General features: G+C 72.7%; 27 protein-coding genes. 16 read left to right on the forward strand and 11 right to left on the reverse strand.

Annotated features, from left to right (window positions below; all coding sequences use genetic code 11):
• Positions 1 to 6: 6 nt before the first annotated feature.
• The gene (locus tag I847_RS0108015) at positions 7 to 438 is read left to right on the forward strand and encodes a DUF6194 family protein (RefSeq protein WP_028049287.1); all 432 of its coding nucleotides are present in this window, start codon (positions 7 to 9) and stop codon (positions 436 to 438) included.
• On the opposite strand, the gene I847_RS0108020 is transcribed toward I847_RS0108015, so the two are convergent.
• On the reverse strand, positions 435 to 1,064 hold the full coding sequence (locus tag I847_RS0108020) for an NADPH-dependent F420 reductase (RefSeq protein ID WP_028049288.1): 630 nt from the start codon (positions 1,062 to 1,064) through the stop codon (positions 435 to 437). The genes I847_RS0108015 and I847_RS0108020 overlap by 4 nt on opposite strands.
• Positions 1,065 to 1,138: 74 nt before the next feature.
• On the opposite strand from I847_RS0108020, the gene I847_RS0108025 reads away from it, so the two are divergent.
• The 4 genes from I847_RS0108025 to I847_RS0108040 are packed head-to-tail and all read left to right on the forward strand — an operon-like array spanning position 1,139 to position 3,196.
• A complete protein-coding gene (locus tag I847_RS0108025) occupies positions 1,139 to 1,663 on the forward strand; it encodes a universal stress protein (protein WP_028049289.1) in 525 nt (174 codons plus the stop codon).
• Complete coding sequence (locus I847_RS0108030) at positions 1,660 to 2,088, forward strand: CrcB family protein (protein ID WP_028049290.1); 429 nt, start codon at positions 1,660 to 1,662, stop codon at positions 2,086 to 2,088. The genes I847_RS0108025 and I847_RS0108030 overlap by 4 nt, the downstream gene beginning before the upstream one ends.
• Positions 2,088 to 2,453 carry a CrcB family protein gene (locus I847_RS0108035; protein ID WP_034609560.1) on the forward strand — a complete coding sequence of 122 codons (366 nt, stop codon included), beginning with the start codon at positions 2,088 to 2,090 and terminating at the stop codon, positions 2,451 to 2,453. The genes I847_RS0108030 and I847_RS0108035 overlap by 1 nt, the downstream gene beginning before the upstream one ends.
• A complete protein-coding gene (locus I847_RS0108040; RefSeq protein ID WP_028049292.1) occupies positions 2,450 to 3,196 on the forward strand; it encodes an ABC transporter permease in 747 nt (248 codons plus the stop codon). The genes I847_RS0108035 and I847_RS0108040 overlap by 4 nt, the downstream gene beginning before the upstream one ends.
• 28 nt (positions 3,197 to 3,224) lie before the next feature.
• Here the strand turns inward: I847_RS0108040 and I847_RS26650 are convergent, their stop codons facing one another.
• Positions 3,225 to 3,395: a hypothetical protein gene (locus tag I847_RS26650; protein WP_155856061.1), complete on the reverse strand. Its 171-nt coding sequence runs from the start codon at positions 3,393 to 3,395 to the stop codon at positions 3,225 to 3,227.
• A 36-nt stretch (positions 3,396 to 3,431) separates the two neighbouring features.
• Here I847_RS26650 and I847_RS0108050 point away from each other — a divergent pair, with 36 nt between their 5' ends.
• From I847_RS0108050 to I847_RS0108065, 3 genes are all read left to right on the forward strand, one after another.
• A complete protein-coding gene (locus tag I847_RS0108050; RefSeq protein WP_028049293.1) occupies positions 3,432 to 3,857 on the forward strand; it encodes a hypothetical protein in 426 nt (141 codons plus the stop codon).
• A 337-nt stretch (positions 3,858 to 4,194) separates the two neighbouring features.
• Positions 4,195 to 5,274: a ThiF family adenylyltransferase gene (locus I847_RS0108060; RefSeq protein WP_028049294.1), complete on the forward strand. Its 1,080-nt coding sequence runs from the start codon at positions 4,195 to 4,197 to the stop codon at positions 5,272 to 5,274.
• Entirely contained in the window at positions 5,271 to 6,473 is a 1,203-nt protein-coding gene (locus I847_RS0108065; RefSeq protein WP_155856062.1) for a hypothetical protein, read from the forward strand. Before I847_RS0108060 ends, I847_RS0108065 begins: the two co-directional genes overlap by 4 nt.
• Here the strand turns inward: I847_RS0108065 and I847_RS0108070 are convergent.
• Both I847_RS0108070 and I847_RS0108075 read right to left on the reverse strand, forming a co-directional pair.
• Positions 6,470 to 7,312, reverse strand: a complete 843-nt coding sequence (locus I847_RS0108070) for a sigma factor-like helix-turn-helix DNA-binding protein (RefSeq protein WP_051274593.1) — start codon at positions 7,310 to 7,312, stop codon at positions 6,470 to 6,472. The genes I847_RS0108065 and I847_RS0108070 overlap by 4 nt on opposite strands.
• Positions 7,313 to 7,579: 267 nt before the next feature.
• The gene (locus I847_RS0108075) at positions 7,580 to 8,824 is read right to left on the reverse strand and encodes an MFS transporter (RefSeq protein ID WP_028049297.1); all 1,245 of its coding nucleotides are present in this window, start codon (positions 8,822 to 8,824) and stop codon (positions 7,580 to 7,582) included.
• A gap of 73 nt (positions 8,825 to 8,897) precedes the next feature.
• On the opposite strand from I847_RS0108075, the gene I847_RS0108080 reads away from it, so the two are divergent.
• Entirely contained in the window at positions 8,898 to 9,329 is a 432-nt protein-coding gene (locus I847_RS0108080; protein WP_028049298.1) for a VOC family protein, read from the forward strand.
• An 11-nt stretch (positions 9,330 to 9,340) separates the two neighbouring features.
• Here I847_RS0108080 and I847_RS22585 read toward each other — a convergent pair whose 3' ends face one another.
• The 5 genes from I847_RS22585 to I847_RS0108105 form a co-directional block, all read right to left on the reverse strand.
• On the reverse strand, positions 9,341 to 10,816 hold the full coding sequence (locus I847_RS22585; RefSeq protein WP_081680632.1) for an NAD(P)/FAD-dependent oxidoreductase: 1,476 nt from the start codon (positions 10,814 to 10,816) through the stop codon (positions 9,341 to 9,343).
• 39 nt (positions 10,817 to 10,855) lie between these two features.
• On the reverse strand, positions 10,856 to 12,280 hold the full coding sequence (locus tag I847_RS25490) for a hypothetical protein (protein WP_051274596.1): 1,425 nt from the start codon (positions 12,278 to 12,280) through the stop codon (positions 10,856 to 10,858).
• Between the two features lie 123 nt (positions 12,281 to 12,403).
• Entirely contained in the window at positions 12,404 to 13,390 is a 987-nt protein-coding gene (locus I847_RS0108095; RefSeq protein ID WP_028049299.1) for an aldo/keto reductase, read from the reverse strand.
• A gap of 65 nt (positions 13,391 to 13,455) precedes the next feature.
• Positions 13,456 to 13,689 (reverse strand): helix-turn-helix transcriptional regulator, encoded by a 234-nt coding sequence (locus I847_RS0108100; RefSeq protein ID WP_028049300.1) that lies wholly within the window; start codon positions 13,687 to 13,689, stop codon positions 13,456 to 13,458.
• On the reverse strand, positions 13,689 to 14,186 hold the full coding sequence (locus I847_RS0108105; RefSeq protein ID WP_028049301.1) for a DUF2975 domain-containing protein: 498 nt from the start codon (positions 14,184 to 14,186) through the stop codon (positions 13,689 to 13,691). Before I847_RS0108105 ends, I847_RS0108100 begins: the two co-directional genes overlap by 1 nt.
• A gap of 178 nt (positions 14,187 to 14,364) precedes the next feature.
• Here I847_RS0108105 and I847_RS0108110 point away from each other — a divergent pair, with 178 nt between their 5' ends.
• On the forward strand, positions 14,365 to 15,459 hold the full coding sequence (locus I847_RS0108110; RefSeq protein WP_028049302.1) for a winged helix DNA-binding domain-containing protein: 1,095 nt from the start codon (positions 14,365 to 14,367) through the stop codon (positions 15,457 to 15,459).
• 12 nt (positions 15,460 to 15,471) lie between these two features.
• On the opposite strand, the gene I847_RS0108115 is transcribed toward I847_RS0108110, so the two are convergent.
• Positions 15,472 to 16,287 (reverse strand): hypothetical protein, encoded by an 816-nt coding sequence (locus I847_RS0108115; protein WP_028049303.1) that lies wholly within the window; start codon positions 16,285 to 16,287, stop codon positions 15,472 to 15,474.
• Between the two features lie 151 nt (positions 16,288 to 16,438).
• On the opposite strand from I847_RS0108115, the gene I847_RS0108120 reads away from it, so the two are divergent.
• Together I847_RS0108120 and I847_RS0108125 are read left to right on the forward strand one after the other, a co-directional pair.
• The gene (locus I847_RS0108120) at positions 16,439 to 16,774 is read left to right on the forward strand and encodes a hypothetical protein (RefSeq protein ID WP_028049304.1); all 336 of its coding nucleotides are present in this window, start codon (positions 16,439 to 16,441) and stop codon (positions 16,772 to 16,774) included.
• A gap of 107 nt (positions 16,775 to 16,881) precedes the next feature.
• Entirely contained in the window at positions 16,882 to 17,667 is a 786-nt protein-coding gene (locus tag I847_RS0108125; protein WP_196804509.1) for a ParA family protein, read from the forward strand.
• A gap of 5 nt (positions 17,668 to 17,672) precedes the next feature.
• Here I847_RS0108125 and I847_RS0108130 read toward each other — a convergent pair whose 3' ends face one another.
• The gene (locus I847_RS0108130; RefSeq protein ID WP_034609561.1) at positions 17,673 to 18,731 is read right to left on the reverse strand and encodes a DMT family transporter; all 1,059 of its coding nucleotides are present in this window, start codon (positions 18,729 to 18,731) and stop codon (positions 17,673 to 17,675) included.
• A gap of 132 nt (positions 18,732 to 18,863) precedes the next feature.
• On the opposite strand from I847_RS0108130, the gene I847_RS0108135 reads away from it, so the two are divergent.
• The 4 genes from I847_RS0108135 to I847_RS0108150 are packed head-to-tail and all read left to right on the forward strand — an operon-like array spanning position 18,864 to position 21,994.
• Entirely contained in the window at positions 18,864 to 19,274 is a 411-nt protein-coding gene (locus I847_RS0108135; protein ID WP_028049307.1) for a molybdopterin-binding protein, read from the forward strand.
• Between the two features lie 11 nt (positions 19,275 to 19,285).
• Positions 19,286 to 20,074 (forward strand): molybdate ABC transporter substrate-binding protein, encoded by a 789-nt coding sequence (gene modA, locus I847_RS0108140; protein WP_028049308.1) that lies wholly within the window; start codon positions 19,286 to 19,288, stop codon positions 20,072 to 20,074.
• Between the two features lie 4 nt (positions 20,075 to 20,078).
• Entirely contained in the window at positions 20,079 to 20,915 is an 837-nt protein-coding gene (locus I847_RS0108145; protein WP_028049309.1) for an ABC transporter permease, read from the forward strand.
• On the forward strand, positions 20,912 to 21,994 hold the full coding sequence (locus tag I847_RS0108150; RefSeq protein ID WP_028049310.1) for an ABC transporter ATP-binding protein: 1,083 nt from the start codon (positions 20,912 to 20,914) through the stop codon (positions 21,992 to 21,994). The genes I847_RS0108145 and I847_RS0108150 overlap by 4 nt, the downstream gene beginning before the upstream one ends.
• Positions 21,995 to 22,044: the final 50 nt, after the last annotated feature.

Raw genomic sequence — 22,044 nt, forward strand, 5'->3', positions numbered from 1 at the left:
GGGCCGATGGACATCGACGAGCTCCTCGATCACGTCCGCCGTCTCGACGGAGTCCTCGAGCTGGCGCCGGGAGAAGGCAGCGAGTTCCCGCCCATCGCCTGGGGTGACCACTTCTTCTACTACGCGCCTGACGGACAGGTCCCGACGAGCACCCAGCCGTTCGCGACGATCGTCACCAAGAACTACCCGGACGACGAGCTGTCGCGGCTGGACGACGAGGGTCGCTGGCGGGTCAACGTCCACGTCGGCCGCGGCGCCGTGCCTGGTGCGCCGTCAGACCCCGGCGAGGCGGACGTCGTCCACCGGCATCCGGTCTACGGCGACGTGGGCTGGGTCGCGGTGGTCAACCCGGGCGAGCGCACCAGCGCCACCGTGCTCGACCTGATCGACCGCGCCCACGTCGCCGCGCGTGCCCGCTGGGACCGCCGAGCCGGCTAGGCCTGCGCGAGTGCGTTCGTCATGCCGGCCAGGTCCGCCTTCAGCCCGTAGGCCGGGTGGTCCTTCTCGAACCGCCAGCTCTCCGCGAGCGGGCCGACGTCGACGGCGTCGAAGCCGAGCTCGTCGATGAGGCCGATGACGGCCTGCCGGGCGTCGGGGTCGTCGCCCGCGACCGAGAGGGCGAGGCGGTCGGGCGAGCCGGCGGGGACACCGAGCGAGCCGAGGTCGCCGTAGTAGATGTTGTTGAACGCCTTGACCACCGACGACGTCGGCAGGTGCTGCTGGAGGTATCCGGAGACGGTCGTCGCGCCCTCGTCGAGGACCGCGATCTGGCCGTCGCGCTGCGGGTAGTAGTTGTTCGTGTCGATGACGAGCTTGCCGGCCAGCTCGGCGACGGGCACGGACGGGACGGCCTTGACGGGGATGGTCACGACCACGAGGTCGGCGCCGGCGGCCGCCTCCGCAGGCGTGGCGGCGCGGGCCCGGTCGCCGAGCTCGGACACGAGGTCCGTGAGCGTCGCAGGCCCGCGGGAGTTGCTGACGATGACGTCGTAGCCGTGCGCGACGGCGAGCCTGGCGAGCGTGCCGCCGATCTGGCCCGCCCCGATGAATCCGATGGTGGTCATGCCGAGGCCAACCACGAGGGCCCCCAGGCTGTTCCACGGACTCGGCGGTACCGTGACGAACGGAGGCAGCCCGCATGGCCCGTTCGGCACCGCACCCCTGGCACGGCAGCCCGGTCGAGGGCGCGCGGGCGGTGGTCGTCGGCGTCGTGCCCGGGCAGTCGGCGCGGGTGGTGCACGCCGCCGCGGAGCTGGCCCAGGCGTTGGGCGCGAACCTCGTGTGCGTGTGGTCGGACTCGGCGCGGATCCTCGTCGGGACCCATGACGACGGCTCCCTGGAGTCGACGACGCTCGATCCCGACCACCTCGACGCCGACGAGGCCTCGGTCGCGGCCGACGACGAGTGTGCCGCCGAGGTGACCGAGCACCTGAGCGGCTACAAGGGCGCGTGGCGGTTCGTCTACACGGTCGGTGAGCCGACACACGCCCTCGCACACGTCGCGCACGAGCACGATGCCTGGATGATCGCCGTGGGGAGTCGTCGCGCCGGCCTCGGTGGGTGGATGAACCACCTGGTCGGAGGGTCGACCGCTGGACGCCTCGCGCACACGCAGCCGATTCCCGTCACCATCGTCCCGCAGCACCCGAAGGAGAGCCCGTGACCCGTCCGCCGCACCGCGACCCGCGCCTGATCGCGGTCGTGGCCCTGGGCGGGATGGTCGGCACGACGGCTCGGTGGGCGCTCACCCACGCGGTCGGCGCGTCGGCGAACGGGTTCCCGACGGCCACCCTGATCGAGAACGTGCTCGGGTCGTTCCTGCTGGGCGCACTCCTGGAAGGGCTGTTGCGACGAGGTGCCGAGAGCCCGCGCGGTCGCGTGCTGCGGCTCGGCCTGGGCACCGGGCTGCTCGGCGGGTTCACCACGTTCAGCGCGCTCGCCTACGAGCTCGAACGGCTGATCGCGGGCGGCCAGGTGACCATGGCGCTGGTCTACGCAACGCTCAGCCTGGTCCTCGGGATCCTCGCGTGCGTCGGCGGCATCGCGCTGGGCGCGGCCCGCGGGCGTCCCCGGACGGACCCCACCTGATGGTCGTGCTGATCGCCGTGCTCGGCGGGGTCGGGGCGGCGAGCCGGTTCGTCGTCGACGGCTCGATCCGGGCCCGCTGGACCCGCGTGTTCCCGCTGGCGACGCTGCTGATCAACGTCTCGGGCTCGCTGCTCATCGGGCTGCTCAACGGTGCCCACCTGTACCACGACCTCGGCTCGACAACCCTGGCCGTCGCGGCGACCGGGTTCTGCGGCGGGTACACCACGTTCTCGACGGCGATGGTCGAGACCGTCCGCCTGATCCAGGCCGGGGAGGTGCGCCGCGCGACCTTCAACGCCGTCGGCTCGGTCGTGCTCTGCCTGGGCGCCGCGGCCCTCGGCGTCGCGGTGATGGCGGCCTGGTGACCGTCGTCCCGGCCTGGCGGCTCGCGCTGGCGCTGGCGGTGCTGCTCGCGGTGGTCATGCTGGTGCTCACCGTGGCGCAGGTCCGGGTCCGCCGGGACGCCCTGGTGGCGGTCGCCCGTGCGGCGGTCCAGCTCACGCTCGTCGCCCTGGTGATCGCCTGGGTGTTCCAGCACCCTGGCGGGGTCGCGATCTACCTCGTCGTCATGCTCGCCGCGGCGTCGTGGACGTCGGTGCGGCGGATCGGGCTCGGCACCTCGACGTGGCCGCCCGTCGCGCTCGCGATCGTCGTCGGCGCGCTCGCCGCCGTCGTACCGGTCCTGGCCAGCGGCGCCCTGCCCGTCCAGGCCCAGACGGTCGTGCCGTTCAGCGCGCAGATCATCGGCGGCGCGATGACCGCGGTCTCCCTGGCGGGCGGCCGGCTTCGCGACGACGTGCGCGGCGAGTGGGACCAGGTCGAGGCGTGGCTCTCCCTCGGTGCGACCCCACGTCAGGCGGTCGTCTGGCACGCGCGTCGCGCCGTCGCACGGTCGCTGGTGCCCGCCCTGGACCAGACTCGGAGCGCCGGCCTGGTCACGCTGCCCGGCGCGTTCGTCGGCCTCCTGCTGGGCGGTGCCTCCCCGGCGGCGGCCGCCCAGGTGCAGCTGCTCGTGCTCGTCGGCCTGCTCGCCGCCGAGTCGGTGGCCGCCGTGGTGGCGGCCCGGCTGCTCGCGCACCGACTGGGCCTCCGGACTCCCACCGGATAGTTCCCGGCCGCGAGCCCTCAGGGGCCGTCTACTGTGCCACCGTGACCTCGCGCCGCTCCCGCAGGATCGTCATGATCGTCACCTTCTCGTGGCTCACCGTCGTGATGGCCACGATGGTCGCGTTCGGCGGGTGGGATGGCGTCGTCCTCGCTCTCGGTGCGGTCGGCTTCTTCGCGTTGCTCGTCGGGACGGTCCTCACCCTTTCCCGGCGAACGAACGAACGCCGACCCGTGAGGTGGCAGCCGTCCGGCCCGAGTGGGAGTACCTCGACGTCGTCAGCACTCCAGACCAGACCACAGAGATGCGCGTCACCGGCCAGCGCCGCGTCGGTGGCATCGTGGCAACCCTCGTGTACGGCGCCGGGGGTCTCGAACTGTGGGCCCGTCACAGGAACGGCACCGTCGTCCCCGTCCTCGCTCTCGCCTGGGCGCAGGTCGTCGACATCGTCGGCACCGACGTGTCGGACTGGCGGGGCTACCAACGACGCGGCCTGCGGATCACATTGACCGACGGACGTCGCGAGGACCTCGTCGTCCCTCCGGTACTCGCCGAGGTCCGGGCCGCGCGTGGGTCCGGTACCCCCTGGAACGTCGTGGTCGCGTCGCGGATCCTCGCCGCGCACACCGCCGTCACCCCTCAGGGTCCAACGACGCTTCCGTGAGCCAAACTTTCTCGTCGCGACGAAATCCGTGCTGACCTGGCCAGACGGCGACGGTTTCCACCGGTAGCGGGTGATGTCCGGAACGTCCGGTATCACGCACCGGTGGACCCTCTCTTCCTCCCCGTGCAGCCGACGCGGGCGGCACGGACAGCAGGGGGGAGGTGACAGCAATGACGATCGAGATCGTGGTCGTCGAGGAGATTACGGCTACCCGGATCCACCTCGACCCTGACGCCGGCGGCGCCTGAGTTCCCGCCGCTGAGGGCTGGCCCGGCCGTGTGGCCGGGCCGGCCCTCCTACGTTTTCCAGCCCATCGCAGACGACGAAGGACGACGACATGCTCCCGCGACTCAAGTCGCTCAACGTGCTGGCCTCGGGCACGGACCTGCTGGTCAGCCTGGACCCGAAGGTCCGCGTCCGGCTCGCCGACCCGGACGGTTCCGTGCTCGCACTCTTGCGGCTGTTGCAGGACGGGTCACGGACGCCTGACGAGCTCGCGGCGCAGGTCGGTTCCGACGTCCGGCCCGTGCTCGACCACCTCGACCGGCTCGGCTGGCTGGAGGACGCGTCGGCGCGGTCGCCGTTCGACGCGCACGACACCGAGCGCTACTTCAGCAACCTCGCGTTCTTCGACGCGTTCACCACCCTGTCGCTGCCGCGCGACGAACCGCAGGAGCGACTGCGGGCCTCGCACGTGCTCGTGCTCGGCGCGGGCGGGCTCGGGTCTGCCGTGCTGATGAACCTGGCCGGGCTGGGTGTCGGCGCGCTGACCGTCGTCGACCAGGACCTCGTCGAGCTGCGCAACTTCGCGCGACAGTTCACGTACACGGAGGCCTCGCTCGGGCAGCCGAAGGCCGACCGGGTCGCCGACTGGCTGCGCGCGTTCGACCCCTCGCTGCGCGTCGCCTCCGAGAGGCGGCGCGTCGAGTCCACCGAGGACGTCGCCGAGCTCATCCGCGCGACGAAGCCCGACCTGGTGGTGTCCGCGATCGACGAGCCCGACGAGGTCGACCGGTGGGTCAACGCGGCGTGCGTCGCCGCGGGTGTGCCCTTCGTCCGCGGGGGTCTGGCCTACACGCAGGGGCTCTACTGGTCGGTCGACCCCGGCCGCAGCGCGTGCCGGGAGTGCCTGGAACGGCACCGCGAGAGACTGGCCGGCGGCGTCGACGCCGAGATCGTCGACGTCCCCCGGGTCCTGCGCCAGGACCGCGTCAACCGCGCGATCGGCCCGGTCGCGGGCGTGCTCGGCGGCCTGGTCGCGATGGAGGCGCTGCGCTACCTGACCGGTCTCGGCGAACCCGTGGCCGCCGGGCGTTACCAGCTGCTCGACTTCGCCGGTGACTGCTCGACGTCGTCCGACGCCTGGCCCGCGGACCCCGACTGCCCGGTGTGCGCGACGGCTCTGGTCCCGGCATGACCACCCTCACCGCCGACTCGGTGCTCCGGTTGCGCCCGCTGACGATGACGCCGCAGGCGGGCAGCGTCATCGTCGGGCGTGCGGACATCGGGCGGTTCGTGGCGCTCCCGCCGATCGGCGCCCAGGCTGTCGAGCTGCTTCACCAGGGGCTGAGCATCGCGGCCGTCGAGGCCGCCGTCACGCCGCCGGACGCCACCGAGCCGGTCGACGTCCTCGGCTTCGCCACCTCGCTCGTCGGCCTCGACTTCGTGGAGTCCGTGGACCTCGTCGCGACGCGGAGCGAAGAGGCACGACGTGGGCCGGGGCTCGTCGTCGCGCCTGGGCCGCACGCCCGCTGGCTCTTCTCCCGAACGGGCGCGGCGCTCGCGGCCCTCGCCGGGCTGGCCGCCGTCGTGCTGATGATCGCCGTGCCGTCGTCGCGACCGCACCCGCTCGACGCGTTCTTCCTCAGCACCCCCGCGGAGAGCCTCGCGGCACTGACCGTGCTCACCTACGCGCTGGCCGGGCTGCACGAGCTCGCGCACGTCATGGCGGCCGCGGCCCTCGGCGTGCCGGCCCGGCTGCGGATCACGCGACGGCTCTACTTCCTGACCTTCGAGACGAACCTGACCGGTCTGTGGGCGCTGCCTCCGCGGCGTCGGCTCGGGCCGCTGCTGGCCGGGATGGCGTTCGACGCGGTGGTGCTGTTCGCGCTCCTGGTCCTGCGCGTCACCGGGACCGGCCCGGACAGGCTCGTCGCGGCGCTCGTCCTGGTCGAGGTGTCGGCGCTCGTCGTGCAGCTCTTCGTCTTCCTGCGCTCCGACGTCTACGCCGTGATGACGGCGCTGCTCGGCTGCACCAACCTCGCCCAGACCACCCGGCTGCTGCTGCGGCGCTCGCTGCGTCGACTCTCTCCGGCCCAGGCGGCCGACCTGGCTGCGATGCCGGAGCGGGATGTCGCGGTCGCCCGCTGGTACCGGTTCGTGCACGTCGCCGGGCTCGCGGTCGCCGCCTGGTTCTTCGTGGCGTTCTTCGTCCCGACGACGCTGCACCTGCTGGTCTGGATGCGCGATGCCCTCGTCGAGGCCGGGCCGACGCACGTCGCGTTCTACCAGGCGCTCGTCCTGGGCGTCCTGCTGCTCTCGCCGCGCGCGATCACCGGGCTGGTCGCACTGCGCGACCTCGTGCAGAGCCGCCGCCTCAAGGTGGAGCCGTCCTAACGCAAGAGCGCCTCCACACCCAGTGCGGCGACGCGGACCGGCGCGGCGATCTCGTCGATCTCGGCCACCTGGCCACCGACGACCGTGAACGCCAGGACCGCGGCGACCTGACCCTGGGCCGTGACGACCGAGCCGGCCGCGTTGTTGATCAGCACGTGGTGCGACGTCGACCGCACCCGGCCCAGCATGACCGCGCGCCGCGCCATCTGCTCGGCGCCCTCGACGACCGCCGACATCGCGTGCCCACCGGCGTCGGCCCGCAGGACCGCGTCCGGTCGGATCATCGACCGGACCGCGTCCTCGTCGCCCGCCCGGACGGCCTTGAAGAACGCGTCGAGTACTGCTCGCTGCCCACGGAGGTCGCCGTCGGGGGCCAGGGGCTCGCCGACCGCTGCGCGGGCTCGGTCGGTCAGTGCGGTCACGGCCGTCGCGGGCAGCCCGAGCACGTCGGCGATCCTGTCCACCTCCAGGCCGTACCCGTCGTGCAGCACGAACGCGACGCGCTCGTGGGCCGAGAGGGCGTCGAGCGTGACGTACAGCACCGAGCCGACCGACCCGGCCAGCAGCTCGAGCTGCTCGGGAGTGTGCTGGTCCGCCGTCGTCACGACGAGGTCCGGTACGTGCCAGTCGTCGCGCGGTGCCTTCGCGCGCCGGCTCAGCGTGTCGAGGCACAGCCGGGCCACGGCGAGATCCGTCTCGTCGGAGGAGCCTTCGCGCTCGGAGGCCTGTCGAACGGCCGTGTCGGTCTCGTCGAGAGAACCGAGCAACCGGAACGCCAGCCCGCGGAGCCGCGGACCTCTCGGCGCGGACCGGACGATCTCTGAGGCCTGCTGGGCCATCGCGCACCATCCGTCGTGAGAGCTCGTCGAGACGTGGTCGCGGCGGCCCGAACCGTCGCGACTGCCGGCTCGTGGTGCGCCTCGTTGGGCTGTCCTCGACCATATGCCGCCGGCCTCGTGGCATTCCCGACTGACCTGCGAAATCACCCGCGCGACTCCTGGACCCCGAAGCCAACGCCCCGAGTCGCACGCCTGCGCTCGCAGGCGCCGAACTTGTGGTCGTGCACGTCAAAAGGCTCGTTGACGCGCACAGGCACAAGCTCGTGCCTACTCCGGCGCGGGCGCGTCCTGGGCGTCCGTGTGGGCGACGTGACGGAGCTGGTGCCAGATCAGCGCGACGAAGATCGCCGACCCGCCGAACGCGAACCAGAACGGCGCCGTGATCCCGTACCTCTGCGCGAGCACGCCGCCGATGCCCGCGCCGATCACCAGGCCGCCGTACACCCCGACGAGGTTGACGCTGCCGACCCGCCCCTGCAGCGCCGTCGGGACCGCCCGCTGCCGGATCGTGACCGACGTGGTGCCCCAGACGAACGCGTGCGCGCCGAAGACGAAGAAGATGCCGAGGGCGACCGCCGGCGTCGTGGTCAGCGCGAGGCCGAGGTGGGTGAGCGTCTCGATGATCAGGCCGACGCGCATGAGGTTGGCCAGCGAGATGCGCCGGGTGATCCAGCCGTAGGACAGCGTGCCGGCGAGGCCACCGAGCGCGCCGACCGTCGTGATGAGCCCGAACCCGACGGCCCCCAGCCCGAGTCGTTCGCGGGCGTAGAGGACCAGCACGGACCAGGCCGCCCCGAACGTGACGTTGAAGATCAGGATCGTCAGCACCAGGGTCCGCACGGCGGCGTGGTGGAGCACCCAGCGCACGCCCTCGGCGATGTCGTGGCGGATGTGGGTGTGGTGGTGCTCCCGGACCACGACAGGCAACGAGATCCGCGAGATGAGCCATGCGCCGGCGCCGACGAGCACGGCGTCGGCGGCGAACGGGAGAGCCTGCCCGGCCGCGAACAACAGGGCGCCCAGCGGCGGCCCGACCAGCTGGTTCACCGTGACGAACCCGGCCTGGATGCGGGAGTTCGCCAGCGCCAGGTCGTCCCGGTCGACGAGCATCGGCACGAGCGTGCTCGACGCCGTGTCGGCGAACGTCTCGGCCGTGGCCAGCACGAAGATCGCGACCAGGACCACCCCGATCGTCGCGACGTCGGCGACGACGGCCACCGCGAGCAGCCCGACGATCGTGGCGCGGACGCAGTCGACCGTGATGACCAGCCGGCGCCGGTCCACGCGGTCCGTGATCGCGCCGGCCCACAGCCCGAACAGGAGCGCCGGCAGCCAGTTGAGGAGCGCGGCCAGCGCGACGAGGAAGGCGTCGTCCGTGCGGGAGGCCACCAGCAGCGGGCCGGCCGCGAGGATGATTCCGTCGCCGAGGTTCGACGTCCACGACGACGCGAGCAGCCACCGGAACCGTCGATCCAGCCGTGGCGGGACCACGACGTCGAGGATTCGGCTCACAACGACCAGACGGTAGCCCGCGCTCCGTCGATAGGCTCGACGGAATTCTGCGTCTCGACGAGAGGGCACTCCCATGGACTGGACCCTGGAGGTCGTGGTCGTCCCGGTCAGCGACCTGGCGGCGTCGATCGCGTTCTACCGCGACCAGGTCGGCTTCGACCTCGACCACGAGACGGTCAACGACTACATGCACGTGGCGCAGCTGACCCCGCGCGGCTCGGGCTGCTCGATCGTCCTCGGCAACCTGCCGTCCCAGAACGAGATGGCCCCCGGCTCGTTGCGCGGTCTGCAGCTCGTGGTGGCCGACGCTTCCGCGGCCCGGGACGAGCTCCTGTCGCGCGGGGTCAAGGCCTCCGAGATCACCGTGTTCGACGAGCGCGACGGCGGCACGTTCTTCGGCTTCGCCGACCCGGACGGGAACACGTGGGCCGTCCAACAGCTGCGCGTCCGCGCTGACAAGCCCCTGATCCCGGTCGAGCACCGAACCCGCTTCGGCGGCGCGTAGTCGCCTGCGTCTCACGAACCGGTCTGGAACTCGCCGATGACGGTCTTCCCGTCCGACTCCGGTTCCGTCCCGGAGGTTTCAGAGGATCTGCCGCGTTTTCGTCGGGGGATTCTCTGAATCCCGAGGCGGGGGAGCGCGAGAGGGGGCGGGTCGTCTGTCCCGAGGATTCGCGGGCGGGGTGTCGGGTCGCCGTAGCCGAGCAGGCGGGCGCGCAGGGCCTTGGCGACGAGGCTCGGGTGCAGCAGGACAAGAGGCGAGGCCATGAGGTGGTAGACGCTGCCGATCGACACCTGGGCCTCGACGGAGCCGTGCGCGCTCAGGCGGCCGAGCACGCGCGTCCATGCCGAGAACATCGCGGTGGCTCGCGGCACCGAGCCCTGCGCGGCGGGGTAGCGCAGGTCCTCACCGGTCGCGATCCGCCACGGCAGGTCGACGGCCTTGGCCAGGCGTCGCATGATCAGTCCCGCGTCCCTGCGCAGCAATGGCCCGGCGTCGCGGAGCACGAGCGCCTCGAGCGCCGCGACCGTGATGCCCTGGCCGTAGACCGGGTTGAACGCGCACAGGGCGTCGCCGACGACGAGCAGGCCGTCCGGCCAGTCACGCACCTGTTCGTAGTGGTGCCGCAGGTTGCCGGTCTGGCGGTGGATCGCGACCTCGCCCAGGTCGGTGTCGGCGACGAGGTCGGCCAGCGCGTCGTCGGGGAGGCCGACCAGAGCGTCGACGAACGCCTGCCGGTCCCGACCGGGCCGCAGGACCCCCGACCCGACCGTGGTGACGAGCCACCGGTCGCCCTCGACCGGGAGCGCGAGCCCACCCGCCCGCGCCGGCGTCTGCAGGAAGGCGATGCCCGGAACAGCCGTCCGGCCGCGGGCCACGCGGACCTCAGCGGTCGCGTACCCGACATGGGCGTTGACCTGCGACACCGGCGCCTCGGGCAGGCCGAGCCGTTCCAGCCACACGGGCAGACGCGACGACCGCCCGGACGCGTCCACGACCAGGTCGGCGCTCAGGGGCTCGTCGCCCTCGACCCGCACCACCCACCGGCCGTCGGACGCCCGCTCGAGACCGGTGACCGCCGTCCCGTCGCGCACCTCGACGCCCTGCAGCGCCCGCACGTGCCGGAGCACGACGTGCTCGAACAGCGGGCGGGTGGCTGAGACGATCCCGTACTGCGGCGCTATCGGTGCCCAGCCGAACTCGCCCAGCCACGCCATGTCGCCGGTGTCGAGCGGGACGCCGCCCGCCGCGCGCAGGTCCGCGTCGACGCCGGGCAGCAGCTCCTCGACGGCCATGAGCCCGCGGTGCAGGAACACGTGCGGCTGCCGACCCTGCGGGACGCCACGCCGGGGCGCGGGCTCGGCCGGCAGGGTGTCCCGCTCGAGCACCGTGACCCGGCGACCGTGCCCGGCGAGTGCCGCGGCAGCGAACGCGCCGGCCACACTGCCTCCGAGGATCACGATCCGTCGGGCCTCGTCGCGTCGTGTCACCTGACCAGCATGGCGGCGACTGTCCGAGACGTCACGGGTTCAGTCCCACCACACCGTCCACGCCTCGGGGTCGCCGTCCGGCTCCTGCGTGCTCGGGGCGCGCAGCTCGTCGGGCCGTGCGAGGGCGTCGTCGATCCCCAGCTCGACCACCCGGCGCCACGCGGCGGCGAGGTCCGTCGGGTCGGTGCGGTCGAGCACCGGGTCGTGCCTGATCCGCAGCCCGTCGACGACGATGCGCTCGTCATCGCTGCTCGGTCCCGTGGCGTGGCCGGTCAGGAGGACCACGCCGGGGTGCGCGACTGCGGCCCGCAGGGCGTTCCCGAGCGTCGGTCCGGACCCGTCGGGAGCGTCGAGCACCTCCGGCCCGAGCAGGTGAAGCAGTCTGGCCGCGATCTCGTCGCCCAGGTCCCGGAACCGGAAAGAGGCCAGCCCCGGCTCGTCGGCAGTCGCGAGCAGCTCGGTCACGCCGGCGGCGACCGTGAAGCCGACCGGGCCGAACGTGCCCTGCGTGCTGCGCCCGGAGGTCAGTGCCTCGTACGCGTCGAGGCGCCAGCGCGCGACGGCCTCGTCGGCGGTCGGCGGGCGCTGCCCCCACCACGACATGTCGGTGAAGATCGAGCCACCGGGAGCCGGCGTCGGGATGTGATAGTTCCCGTCCGCCGGTGGCAGGGCGGGTTCGAGGGCGGCCTGCAGTCGCCTCATGGTCTCCACGGCGATCGCGGACGGGTCGTCGCCGAGCGTGACCCAGACCCGTCCGCCCGGCAGCGGCCGGACGCGTGCGCCGGGGATCGCCTCGACCGGCGCGGTGCCTCCGACCCGGTCCAGGTGCTTCGACGACAGGAGCGTGCCCCAACCGACACCCCACAGCCGGTCGGTCGGGTCGCGGAAGACCTGGGACATCCCGATCCGCGTCTCCCAGGCGCTCTGGACGTCTTCGCTCCGGGCGATGTCGAGCACCGCGTAGCCGGTGTCCGCGCCGAGCGCGACGGCACTCTGCGTCATCCACCGGTCGAGCGCGCCGGAGAACCACGGCAGGTTCTCGCCCGAGCCGTACATCGCCCAGCGCTGCATCGACAGGCGTACCGATGTCTGGCCGATGAGCCGTCCCGCTTCGTCGTTGTCGTACGGGACGTCCGCGCCGACCATCGCGATCGTGTGGTGCGGGTTGCTCCACTGGGCGGCCAGCTGGGTGCAGGTGGCGCGGAGCCCGAACAGGTCGTCGATCTCGGTGAGGCCGGCCCAGAACTCGTCGGTGAGCTGGACCTCGTCGCCGTAGCGCGTCGACCAGGAGACCTCGACCCCGATCCAGCCGACCACCAGCTCGACCGCCGAGCGCAGGACCGCGACCACGTCCGTGACGTCCCGGACGGCCGACGTCATCACGCCGCCGAACAGCGTCGGCAGGAAGAGGTCGCTCGGTGGTAGCTCCCAGGCCTCGCCGGGTTCGTGCCAACTGCTGCGCATGCCCGGATCATCGGCACACCCCCAGCCGGACATGACCGACAGAGCGCCGGCCGATCCACACCCGCCGCCAGGGGCCCGGGCACCGTTGCTCGTCCGGGGCTCGGCGAGCGTGGCGTCAGACCCTCACAGCCCGACGGCCGCCATTCCGGTGTCGTTGTACCGGTTTCCGTGCACGCCGATCCGCGCGGCCGCGCCGTTCAACGTGGCGACCTCGTCCGCGGACAGCGCGACCTGCGTGGCGCCGAGGTTCTCCTCGACGCGGGCGGTGCGGCGCGTGCCGGGGATCGGCACGATCCAGGGCTGCTGGGCGAGAAGCCAGGCCAGCGCGACCTGACCGGGCGTCGCGTCCTTGGCCTGCGCGAGGGAGCGCACCTGATCGACGAGCGCCTCGTTGGCCGTGCGGTTCTCGGCGGTGAACCGGGGGATCGTGGCGCGGATGTCGCCCGCGCTGAACGAGGTCGACGCGTCGACGGTCCCCGTGAGGAAGCCCTTGCCCAGCGGGCTGAACGGCACGAACCCGATCCCGAGCTCGGCGCACGTGGGCAGCACCTCCGGCTCCGGGTCCCGCGTCCACAGCGAGTACTCGCTCTGCAGCGCGGTCACCGGGTGGACGGCGTGCGCACGTCGGATCGTCGAGGCCCCCGCCTCGGAGAGCCCGAAGTGCCGGACCTTGCCCGCGGCGACGAGCTCGCCGACCGCACCCGCGACCTCCTCGATCGGCACGGCCGGGTCGACGCGGTGCTGGTAGTAGAGGTCGATGACGTCGATCCCGAGCCGTCGCAACGAGCCGTCGGCGGCCCGCCGGATGCTCTCGGGCCGGCTGTCGACCCCCGCTGACCGCCCGTCCTCGAACCGGAAGCCGAACTTCGTCGCGACGACGACCTGGTCGCGCACGGGTGCGAGCGCCTCGCCGACGAGCTCCTCGTTGACGAACGGCCCGTAGACCTCCGCGGTGTCGAAGAACGTGACGCCGCGGTCGACAGCCGCGCGCAGGACGCCGACCATGTCGTCGCGGTCCCCGGGGTTGGGTCCGTAGCTCTGGCTCATCCCCATGCAGCCGAGCCCGACCGCGGAGACCTGCAGTCCCTGTCCGAGTGTTCGTGTGTGCATGACATCAACGCTACGACGGCTGGTCCCGCCGAAGGAGGCCCTGCCAGACACCCCCTCCACGGGATTCAGGAGAGGTCGGCGAGCTCCTCGTCCTGTGCCCCGACGAACCGCAGGAGGTCGCCGGGCTGGCAGTCGAGCACGGCGCACAACGCCTCGAGGGTGCTGAACCTGACGGCCTTCGCGCGCCCGTTCTTGAGCACGGCGAGGTTGGCGGGGGTGATGCCGACGCGGTCCGCCAGGTCACCGACCGACATCTTGCGGCGGGCGAGCATCACGTCGATGTCGACGACGATCGGCATCAGATGACCTCGTCGAGCTCGGCGCGCAGGGTGCTCGCCGTCGAGTCCAGGTCGACGGCTCTGGCCAGCAGCGCCCGCATGACGAAGATGAGCAGCGCGATGCCGGCGGTCCCGACCCCGCCCAGCACGACGAGCAGAACCGCTCCGGGGGGCACCTGCTCGCCGGGGGCCAGCGCGAACGACATCGCGACGGCGAGCAGGGTGGCGACGACCGCCGAGCCGATCATGATGTCGACGTACCGGAAGGCCGCCCGGCTGAACACCGTGTCCCGCGACACCATCGTCAGCAGCCGCCAGATGCACACGAGTGCGACCTCGGCCGTGACGAGCCCGAGGATCGCCAGGATCACGAACGACCAGCGCAGGAACACCTCCTGCGGCAGCTCGTGGGCGATGTCGACTCCCAGCAGCGGCACGAGGACCGCCTGCACGAACAGGGTCCCGAGGAACAGCATCGCGATGACGGCCCGCAGACCCCAGATCGCCAGACGGCCCATCGTTCCTCCTCCGTCGCGGCAGATCTATCGACTAACGACCGAAAACTATCGTTCCTCGACGACAGGCGCAAGGCAGCTCGAGCCGGACCGCGATCTCGCCGGCGAACGCCGCACCGGGGCGCCGACGTGCCTCCGCAGTCATCTGGCACAGGCGGTCACGGCTGCGATGCTGGGCCTGATGACGGTCCTCGACACCCGCGCGCTGAACCGGGCGACGCTCGCCCGCCAGCACCTGCTCGACCGTGCCGACCTACCGGTCCTCGACGCGGTCTCGCACCTGGGCGGCCTGCAGGCGCAGGAGCCGCAGGAGCCGTTCGTCGGCCTCTGGTCGCGGCTGCGCGCGTTCGACCCGACGGCGCTGGACGGCCTGCTGACAGAACGACAGGTGGTCCGCAGCCACCTCATGCGCTGCACGGTCCACCTCGTGACGTCCGACGACATGGTCGCCTGGCGGGCCCGGCACGACGCCATGCTGCGCAGCCGGATGCTCGCGATCTACCGCGCCGAGGTCGTCGGCGTCGACCTGGACGAGTTCGCGGGCGTGGCCCGGGAGTTCCTGTCCGACGGCACGCCGCGCGCCATGTCCGAGCTCGCGCAGGTGCTCGTCGCGCGCTGGCCCGCTCCCCGCCCGCGCGCCCACGCCGAGCTCGCGATCGCCTGCCTGGTTCCCGTCGCGCAGACGCCGCCGCGCGGCCTGTGGCGCGCCAAGGCCGGAGTCCAGATCGCCCTGCTGTCGACGTGGCTCGGCCGGGACATCGACCCTCTTTCTGCCGACGACGACGAGGTCGGCCGGGCGATGGTCCGTCGCTACCTCGCCGCGTACGGCCCCGCGGCGACCGCCGACATCCGCTCCTGGTCCGGGATCGCCGGCCTGCCCGCCGCGGTGAAGGCGATGCGCGACGAGCTCGTGTCGTACACCGACGAACGCGGCCGCGTCCTGTGGGATCTGCCCGGCGCACCGCTTCCCGACCCGGACGCCCCCGCGCCCGTCCGCTTCCTGCCCGCGTTCGACAACGCGTTGCTCGGCTACGACGACCGCACACGCATCGTCGACGACGCCCACCGCGGCCTGTCCGTCGCCGGCACCCGCGTGGTGCTCGTGGACGGCCGGGTCTCGGCGAGGTGGAAGGTCGAGGCCGGCACCGTGAGCGTCACCCCGCTGCGCACCCTGACCCCTGCCGAGCGCTCCGCGGTCGCCGACGAGGGTGCTGCGACGGCGTCGTTCCTGTCCGATGGCGCCAGCGACCGGGTCGTGGTCGGCTCGACCCCGTGAACCGCACCGACCTCAGCCGAGCGACGGCATCACCGTCGTGACCTGGGCGGCCGGGGGTGCGACGACCGGTGTGCCCAAGCCGACGTTCGAGATGTCGGTGGTCGTGGTCGAGGCGCCGACGTCCAGCACCGTGCGGACGGGAAGGTTGCGGTCGTCGAGCCAGAACGTGCACCGGACCCTCGCGGGCAGCGGCGCGGCGGGGTCCGTGGGCAGGCTCGCGGCGGCGTCGGGGGTGAGCAGGGACGTGTCGAGGACGACCGTGTACGCCGTCGCCACGACGCCGTTGACGTCCTCGTGCGCGCCGTTGCTGGCGATGCTGGTGATGGCCCCTTCCATGCCGACGTAGCCCGACCGGAGCACGTCGTCGCGGAACCCCGAGAACTCCGCAGCGAGGGGGTTGGACGTGTCGTCGGGCGTGATCTTCACGAACTTCCCGCGGGTGCGCTCTCCCAGCCGGACGTACAGAATCCCGTTGACGAGCCGGATCTCCGCGCCGTTCGTCGACGCCGCGAAGTTCTTCCTGCCGTCCGCGAGGTCTGCGGAGCCGGCCAGCTGCACGGGTGCCGGGCCGGTCGTCGCCATCGTCAGGTCGTAGCTCTGGACCGCGGCGAGCGCGGCGTCGAGGCGCGGGAAGAGGGTCTTGGCGGTCACCTCGTCGGCGGTCGCAGTGGGAGTGGGAGTGGGAGTCTGCGAGGGCGCCGCCGAGGCCGCCGCGGGCGCCGCACTGGGCGGTGCGGACGGCTCGTCGGCGGCGGCGCCACCACAGGCGGACAGGGCGACCACCAGGACCGCGGCGAAGGGCAGGGCGAGGAGATTCGGACGCTTCATGTGAGGACCCCCCGGTCGTCGCCTGTCTCGGGCGGGCGTCCCGGACATCGGCGCGCGGTCAGTTTGGCAGCCGGAGTGTCGGCCGCGCAGGTGACATTTCGCACCCGGGGGATGTCGTGACGGCGACGATCCGGTGGAGTAGTTTCCGCGCATGGAGCTCTCCGAGAGCCGGCTGCCCGGTCGCCTCGTGCCCACCGGCGGCGGCCACGTGCCCGTGCGGGTGCACGGGTTCCTCGGGTCGGCGGCCCCGCGCCGGGCCGGTCGGTCGGAGCGGGGATTCGCGGTCGAGCTGGCCCGCACGTCGCACGGCGTCGTGAAGGTCCTGGACGGCGCGACGGTGCTCGGGTTCCTGACCGAGGCGTGGTCGCAGACCATGGACTTCGATCTCTGGTCCTGCGAGCAGGCCGGTGAGCCGGCGCTCGCGCGTGCGGTGCTGGAGGAGGACGACCTCTTCGTCATGCTGGCATGGAAGCGGCGTCGCGCCTAGGTCACGACTGGCGTCCGAGAGCGCGCTCGAGGTCGACGCCCCGCGGCGACACAGCCGGATCGACGGCAGCGCTACCGCAGGTCGGGCGCGCGTGAGACCGTGCCAGCGTGTCGCTCGCTCGACACCACGCACGGTCCCGCCGGGAGGCACTCATGAAGGTCTACGCGTCCTACAACATCAAGGGCGGGGTGGGGAAGACCTCCACGGCGGTGAACCTCGCCCACCTGGCGTCGGCGGAGGGCCGGCGGACGCTCCTGTGGGACCTCGACCCACAGGCCGCGGCGACGTACATGTTCAAGGTCAAGCCGCGGGTCAAGGGCGGCGGCCACGGCCTGGTGACCGGCAAGAGGCCGCTCGAGGACGCGATCAGGGCGACCGACTTCGGCGACCTGGACCTGCTTCCGGCCGACTTCTCCTACCGCAACCTGGACCTCGAGCTCGACGACGCCAAGAAGCGCACACGGCGCCTCGACCAGCTGATCGGCAGCCTCCCCGGCGTCTACGACGTCGTGTTCCTCGACTGCCCCCCGAGCATCTCGCTGATGTCCGAGAACGTCCTGCACGCCGCCGACACGCTCGTGGTGCCCCTGGTCCCCGCGACGCTGTCCGTGCGCACGTTCGAGCAGCTGAAGTCGTTCGTCGCCGACTCGGACAAGCCGCGACCCGACCTGGTGGCGTTCTTCTCCATGGTCGACCGGCGCAAACGGCTGCACGGCCAGGTCGTCGACTCGATCGCCCGGGACGGCGGTGCGCGGGTCGCGCGGACGGAGATCCCGGCCCTGTCGATCATCGAGCAGATGGCCGAACGGCAGGCGCCCGTGACCGCGTTCGCCCCGAGGAGCCGTGCCGCACTGCTCTACCAGCGCCTGTGGGCCGAGGTCCGGGCCGCGTAGCGCCGTCAGTGGTCGTGCCGGTGGTGCGCGTCCGGGTAGTGGTCGTGCGCGTGGGTCGTCGCCGTGTGCGTGTGCACGTGACGGTGCCGGACCCCCGGCGCGACCGGTTCGGGGTGCTCGTGAGCGTGGTGTCCGTCGCCGTGGGTGTGCCAGTGCTCGTGCGTCACGGCGGCGTGCGTGTGCTCGTGCCCGTGCCGTTCGGTCAGGTGCAGCCAGACGCCGGACGCCATCAACGTCCCGGCGACGGCGAGCTGCCAGGTGAGTGGGTCGCCGAGCGCGAGGGCCAGGACCGCGCCGAAGAACGGTGCGACCGAGAAGTACGCGCCCGCCCGGGCCGTGCCCACGTGCCGCAGCCCGACGATGAACAGCGCGAGGCTCAACCCGTACGCGACGAAGCCCAGCGCGAGCGCCCCGGCGGTCGTGGCCGCGGACGGCAGGTGAGCGCCGAGCGCCAGGGCGAGCACGAGGTTCGTCGGCCCGGCGACGGCACCCTTGACCGCGGCGAGCCAGGTCGCGTCGCTCAGCGCGACCTTGCGGGTCAGGTTGTTGTCCAGCGCCCAGCAGGCACACGCGCCGACGACCGCGACCGCCGGCCACACGCTGTCGACCTGTGCCTGGCCCGTCGGAACGGCGATCACGACCGCGCCGGCGAGGATGGCCAGCATGCCCGCGACGACGCGACGCCCGGCGGGCTCGTGGAACACCACCCAGGCGATCACGGCGGTCAGCACACCCTCGGCGTTGAGGAGCAGAGACGCACCCGACGCGGGCATCGCGGCGAGCCCGAACATCAGGAGCACCGGTCCCGCGACGCCTCCCGCGACCACAGCGCCGAGCAGCCACGGGACCTCGGGCCGCGCGAGCCGGACGCGGGGGGTGCGACGCACCAGCCGCCACAGCCCGAGCCCGAGACCCGATCCGACGTACAGCAGCCCGGCGAGCAGCCACGGACTCACGTCGCCGAGCAGGAGCTTGGCCAGCGGCGCGCTCGCACCGAACAGCACCGCGGCCGCCAGCGCGGCGCGCACCCCGGTGTTGCCCAGCCCGCGGCCCGACTCGCTCACGGGTCCATCCTCGTCCGCCGCGGTACTCCCCGTCGCCCATGCACGCGGCGTATACGGTTGTGGGTGCGGATTCCACCTGCACCTGCGTCCTCCCACGCCTCAGTGACCGGTATCTGCGGCTAGGCTCGCACGGTGCCCACCTACCGGATCAAAGACGCCGCCGACCTGCTCGGTGTGAGCGCCGACACCGTTCGCCGCTGGGCCGAGAGCGGTCGCGTCGCGACGACCACGGACCCGTCGGGTCGCCAGGCGATCGACGGCGCGGTGCTGGCGAGGTTCGCCGAGGACCTCGCAAAGGACGCCGCCCAGCTCCCGCCCGGTGACATCGCCGCCGCCTCCGTCCGCAACCGGTTCACTGGCCTCGTCACCCGCGTCGTGCGGGACACTGTCATGGCCCAGGTCGAGATCCAGTCGGGGCCGCACCGCGTCGTCTCCCTGATGAGCCGGGAGGCCGCCGACGAGCTCGGTCTGGAGCCCGGCGTTCTCGCCGTCGCGGCCGTCAAGGCCACCAATGTGTCCGTCGAGATCCCCCGAAGCCACTGAGGAGCGACCCGGTGCCTCGTCGTCTCGCCGTCGCCCTCGTCGCCGCGGCGGTCGGTCTGGGCTCCGCCAGTTGCGCCTCGGGCTCGTCGGACACCCCGAGCGCGACCTCGAGCTCGTCGCTGACCGGCGACATCACGGTGCTCGCTGCGGCCTCGCTCACGGAGTCGTTCACCACGCTCGGCCGGCACTTCGAGGCGGCGCACCCCGGGGTCACGGTGCGGTTCAGCTTCGCCGCGAGCTCGGCGCTCGCCCAGCAGATCACCGACGGTGCCCCGGCGGACGTGTTCGCGTCGGCGAGCGCCACGACGATGCGCGACGTCGTGACCGCGGGCGAGGCGAGCGACCCCGTCGTCTTCGCGACGAACAGCATGGAGATCGCCGTCCCGCCGACGAACCCGGCCAAGGTCACGGGCGTGCACGACCTGACGAGCACGGCGGTGACGACCGCGCTCTGCCAGCCGCAGGTGCCGTGCGGCGCGACGGCCGCCGCGGTGTTCACCAACGCCGGGATCACGGTCACCCCCGTGACGCTCGAGCCCGACGTCAGGTCGGTGCTGAGCAAGGTGGAGCTCGGCGAGGTCGACGCGGGAGTCGTGTACGTCACCGACGTGCTGGCAGCGGGCGAGAAGGTGCGGGGCGTCGAGATCCCGGACGACGTGAACGCCTCGACCGACTACCCCATCGCGCCGCTGGCACACTCCACCCACGCCGAGGCTGCCTCCGCGTTCGTCGACTACGTCCTGTCCGCGGACGGCGCGCGGGTGCTGTCCGCGGCCGGCTTCCGCCAACCGGGCGCCTGACACCGTGCAGACGCTGAGCTCCCGGGAGCGCGAACGCCGGGCGACGAGCGGGGGCGGGTCGCGGTCGGCGCCGGTCCCGCTGCTCGTGCCCGCGATCGTGGGGATGCTGTTCCTCGTCGTCCCCCTGCTCGGCCTGGTCTTCCGCGCGCCCTGGGGTCAGGCGTGGACGATCCTGCACGGCTCGGCGGCGGGCGAGGCGCTGCGGCTGTCGCTGTGGACCTCGACGACGGCCACCGCGATCTCGCTGGTGGTCGGGGTACCGCTGGCCTGGGTGCTGGCCCGCACGCACTTCCCGGGCCTGCGGCTGGTGCGCGCCCTCGTCACGCTTCCGCTGGTGCTGCCTCCGGTGGTCGGCGGCGTCGCGCTGCTCCTGGCCTTCGGGCGCAGCGGGTTCGTCGGGCAGTACCTGGACCAGTGGTTCGGGATCACGCTGCCGTTCACGCCGGCCGCGGTCGTCATCGCCGAGACGTTCGTGGCCATGCCGTTCCTCATCGTGACGGTCGAAGGGGCGCTGCGGTCCGCGGACCAGGGCTTCGAGGAGGCCGCTGCCACCCTCGGCGCAGGGCGGATGACGGTGTTCCGACGAGTCACCGTTCCGCTGGTCGCGCCGTCGCTGGTCGCCGGTGCGGTGCTGTGCTGGGCCCGGGCGCTCGGTGAGTTCGGCGCGACGATCACGTTCGCGGGCAGCTACCCGGGGCGCACGCAAACCATGCCGATCGCCGTCTACTACGCCCTGGAGACCGACCCGGACGCCGCGATCCTGCTCAGCCTGGTGCTGCTGCTCGTGTCGGTCGTCGTGCTGGTCGCCCTGCGTGACCGCTGGCTCAGGGGAGCGGTGTGACCGCCGGACTCGTCGCGCGGGCCGAGGTGACCCGGGGCGCGTTCACCCTGCACGCCGACCTCCGCGTCGCGCCGGGAGAGGTCGTCGCGGTCCTCGGTCCGAACGGCGCAGGCAAGTCGACGCTGCTCAGCGCGGTCGCGGGGCTGACGCCCGTCTCCGCCGGACAGATCCTGCTGGACGGCGACGTCCTCGACGACGCGAGCACAGGTGCGTTCCTCGACGCCGCGCACCGACCGGTCGGCTTCGTGTTCCAGAGCTACCGCCTCTTCCCGCACCTCAGCGTCCGGGAGAACGTCGCGTTCTCGCCGAGGGCGCGCGGGTCGAGCCGGGCCGACGCCCGGTCGGCAGCGGACGACTGGCTCGCCCGGCTGGGCCTCACCGAGCTGGCCGCGCGTCGTCCCGGCGACCTGTCCGGCGGACAGGCGCAACGCGTGGCCCTGGCCCGCGCCCTCGCGGGCGGCCCGAGCCTCCTGCTCCTCGACGAGCCTCTGTCCGCGCTCGACGCCGGCAGCCGGCTCGACGTGCAGACGGAGCTCAAGAAGCACCTGTCGGGCTTTGCGGGCGCCTGCCTCGTCGTCACGCACGACCCGCTCGAGGCGCTGCTGCTCGCGGACCGGCTGGTCGTCCTGGAGCATGGCCGCGTCGTCCAGGAGGGCACCCCGGCGCAGGTCGCCCGCCGGCCGGCCACCGAGTACGTCGCCAAGCTCGTCGGCCTGAACCTCTACACCGGAACGGTCGACGGCTCCCAGGTGGCTCTCGACGGTGGGGGCACGTTCGTCGTGCCGAACCACGGTGAGCACGGCGACGTCCTGGTCGCGCTGCGCCCCTCGGCGGTCGTCGTCAGCCCGCACCGGCCCGACGTCTCCAGCGCCCGCAACACGTGGTCGGCCACGATCGTCGGCCTGACGATGCTGACCGACCGGGTACGGCTCGACCTCGTCGGGAAGCCGTCGGCGCTTGTCGACGTCACGCCCGCCGCGGTCGCGGAGCTCGGGCTCGCTCCGGGGGGCGAGGTGTGGCTGTCCGCCAAGGCGACCGAGCTCGAGGTGTACGGCCAGGTCCCCGGATCGCGCTCGTGATCGTGGTCGCGCACAGGTATCGGGCCGTTGCGCCGCCCGATACGTTCGTC

The sequence above is a fragment of the Cellulomonas sp. URHD0024 genome (assembly GCF_000426185.1).
Classification (GTDB): Bacteria; Actinomycetota; Actinomycetes; order Actinomycetales; family Cellulomonadaceae; genus Cellulomonas.

Bases quoted from the DNA above. Each gene is read 5' to 3' on its own strand.
- I847_RS0108015 (WP_028049287.1), top strand. From the start codon at position 7: ATGGACATCGACGAGCTCCTCGATCACGTCCGCCGTCTCGACGGAGTC.
- I847_RS0108020 (WP_028049288.1), bottom strand. From the start codon at position 1,064: ATGACCACCATCGGATTCATCGGGGCGGGCCAGATCGGCGGCACGCTC.
- I847_RS0108025 (WP_028049289.1), top strand. From the start codon at position 1,139: ATGGCCCGTTCGGCACCGCACCCCTGGCACGGCAGCCCGGTCGAGGGC.
- I847_RS0108035 (WP_034609560.1), top strand. From the start codon at position 2,088: ATGGTCGTGCTGATCGCCGTGCTCGGCGGGGTCGGGGCGGCGAGCCGG.
- I847_RS0108060 (WP_028049294.1), top strand. From the start codon at position 4,195: ATGCTCCCGCGACTCAAGTCGCTCAACGTGCTGGCCTCGGGCACGGAC.
- I847_RS0108065 (WP_155856062.1), top strand. From the start codon at position 5,271: ATGACCACCCTCACCGCCGACTCGGTGCTCCGGTTGCGCCCGCTGACG.
- I847_RS0108070 (WP_051274593.1), bottom strand. From the start codon at position 7,312: ATGGCCCAGCAGGCCTCAGAGATCGTCCGGTCCGCGCCGAGAGGTCCG.
- I847_RS0108080 (WP_028049298.1), top strand. From the start codon at position 8,898: ATGGACTGGACCCTGGAGGTCGTGGTCGTCCCGGTCAGCGACCTGGCG.
- I847_RS25490 (WP_051274596.1), bottom strand. From the start codon at position 12,280: ATGCGCAGCAGTTGGCACGAACCCGGCGAGGCCTGGGAGCTACCACCG.
- I847_RS0108095 (WP_028049299.1), bottom strand. From the start codon at position 13,390: ATGCACACACGAACACTCGGACAGGGACTGCAGGTCTCCGCGGTCGGG.
- I847_RS0108100 (WP_028049300.1), bottom strand. From the start codon at position 13,689: ATGCCGATCGTCGTCGACATCGACGTGATGCTCGCCCGCCGCAAGATG.
- I847_RS0108105 (WP_028049301.1), bottom strand. From the start codon at position 14,186: ATGGGCCGTCTGGCGATCTGGGGTCTGCGGGCCGTCATCGCGATGCTG.
- I847_RS0108110 (WP_028049302.1), top strand. From the start codon at position 14,365: ATGACGGTCCTCGACACCCGCGCGCTGAACCGGGCGACGCTCGCCCGC.
- I847_RS0108115 (WP_028049303.1), bottom strand. From the start codon at position 16,287: ATGAAGCGTCCGAATCTCCTCGCCCTGCCCTTCGCCGCGGTCCTGGTG.
- I847_RS0108120 (WP_028049304.1), top strand. From the start codon at position 16,439: ATGGAGCTCTCCGAGAGCCGGCTGCCCGGTCGCCTCGTGCCCACCGGC.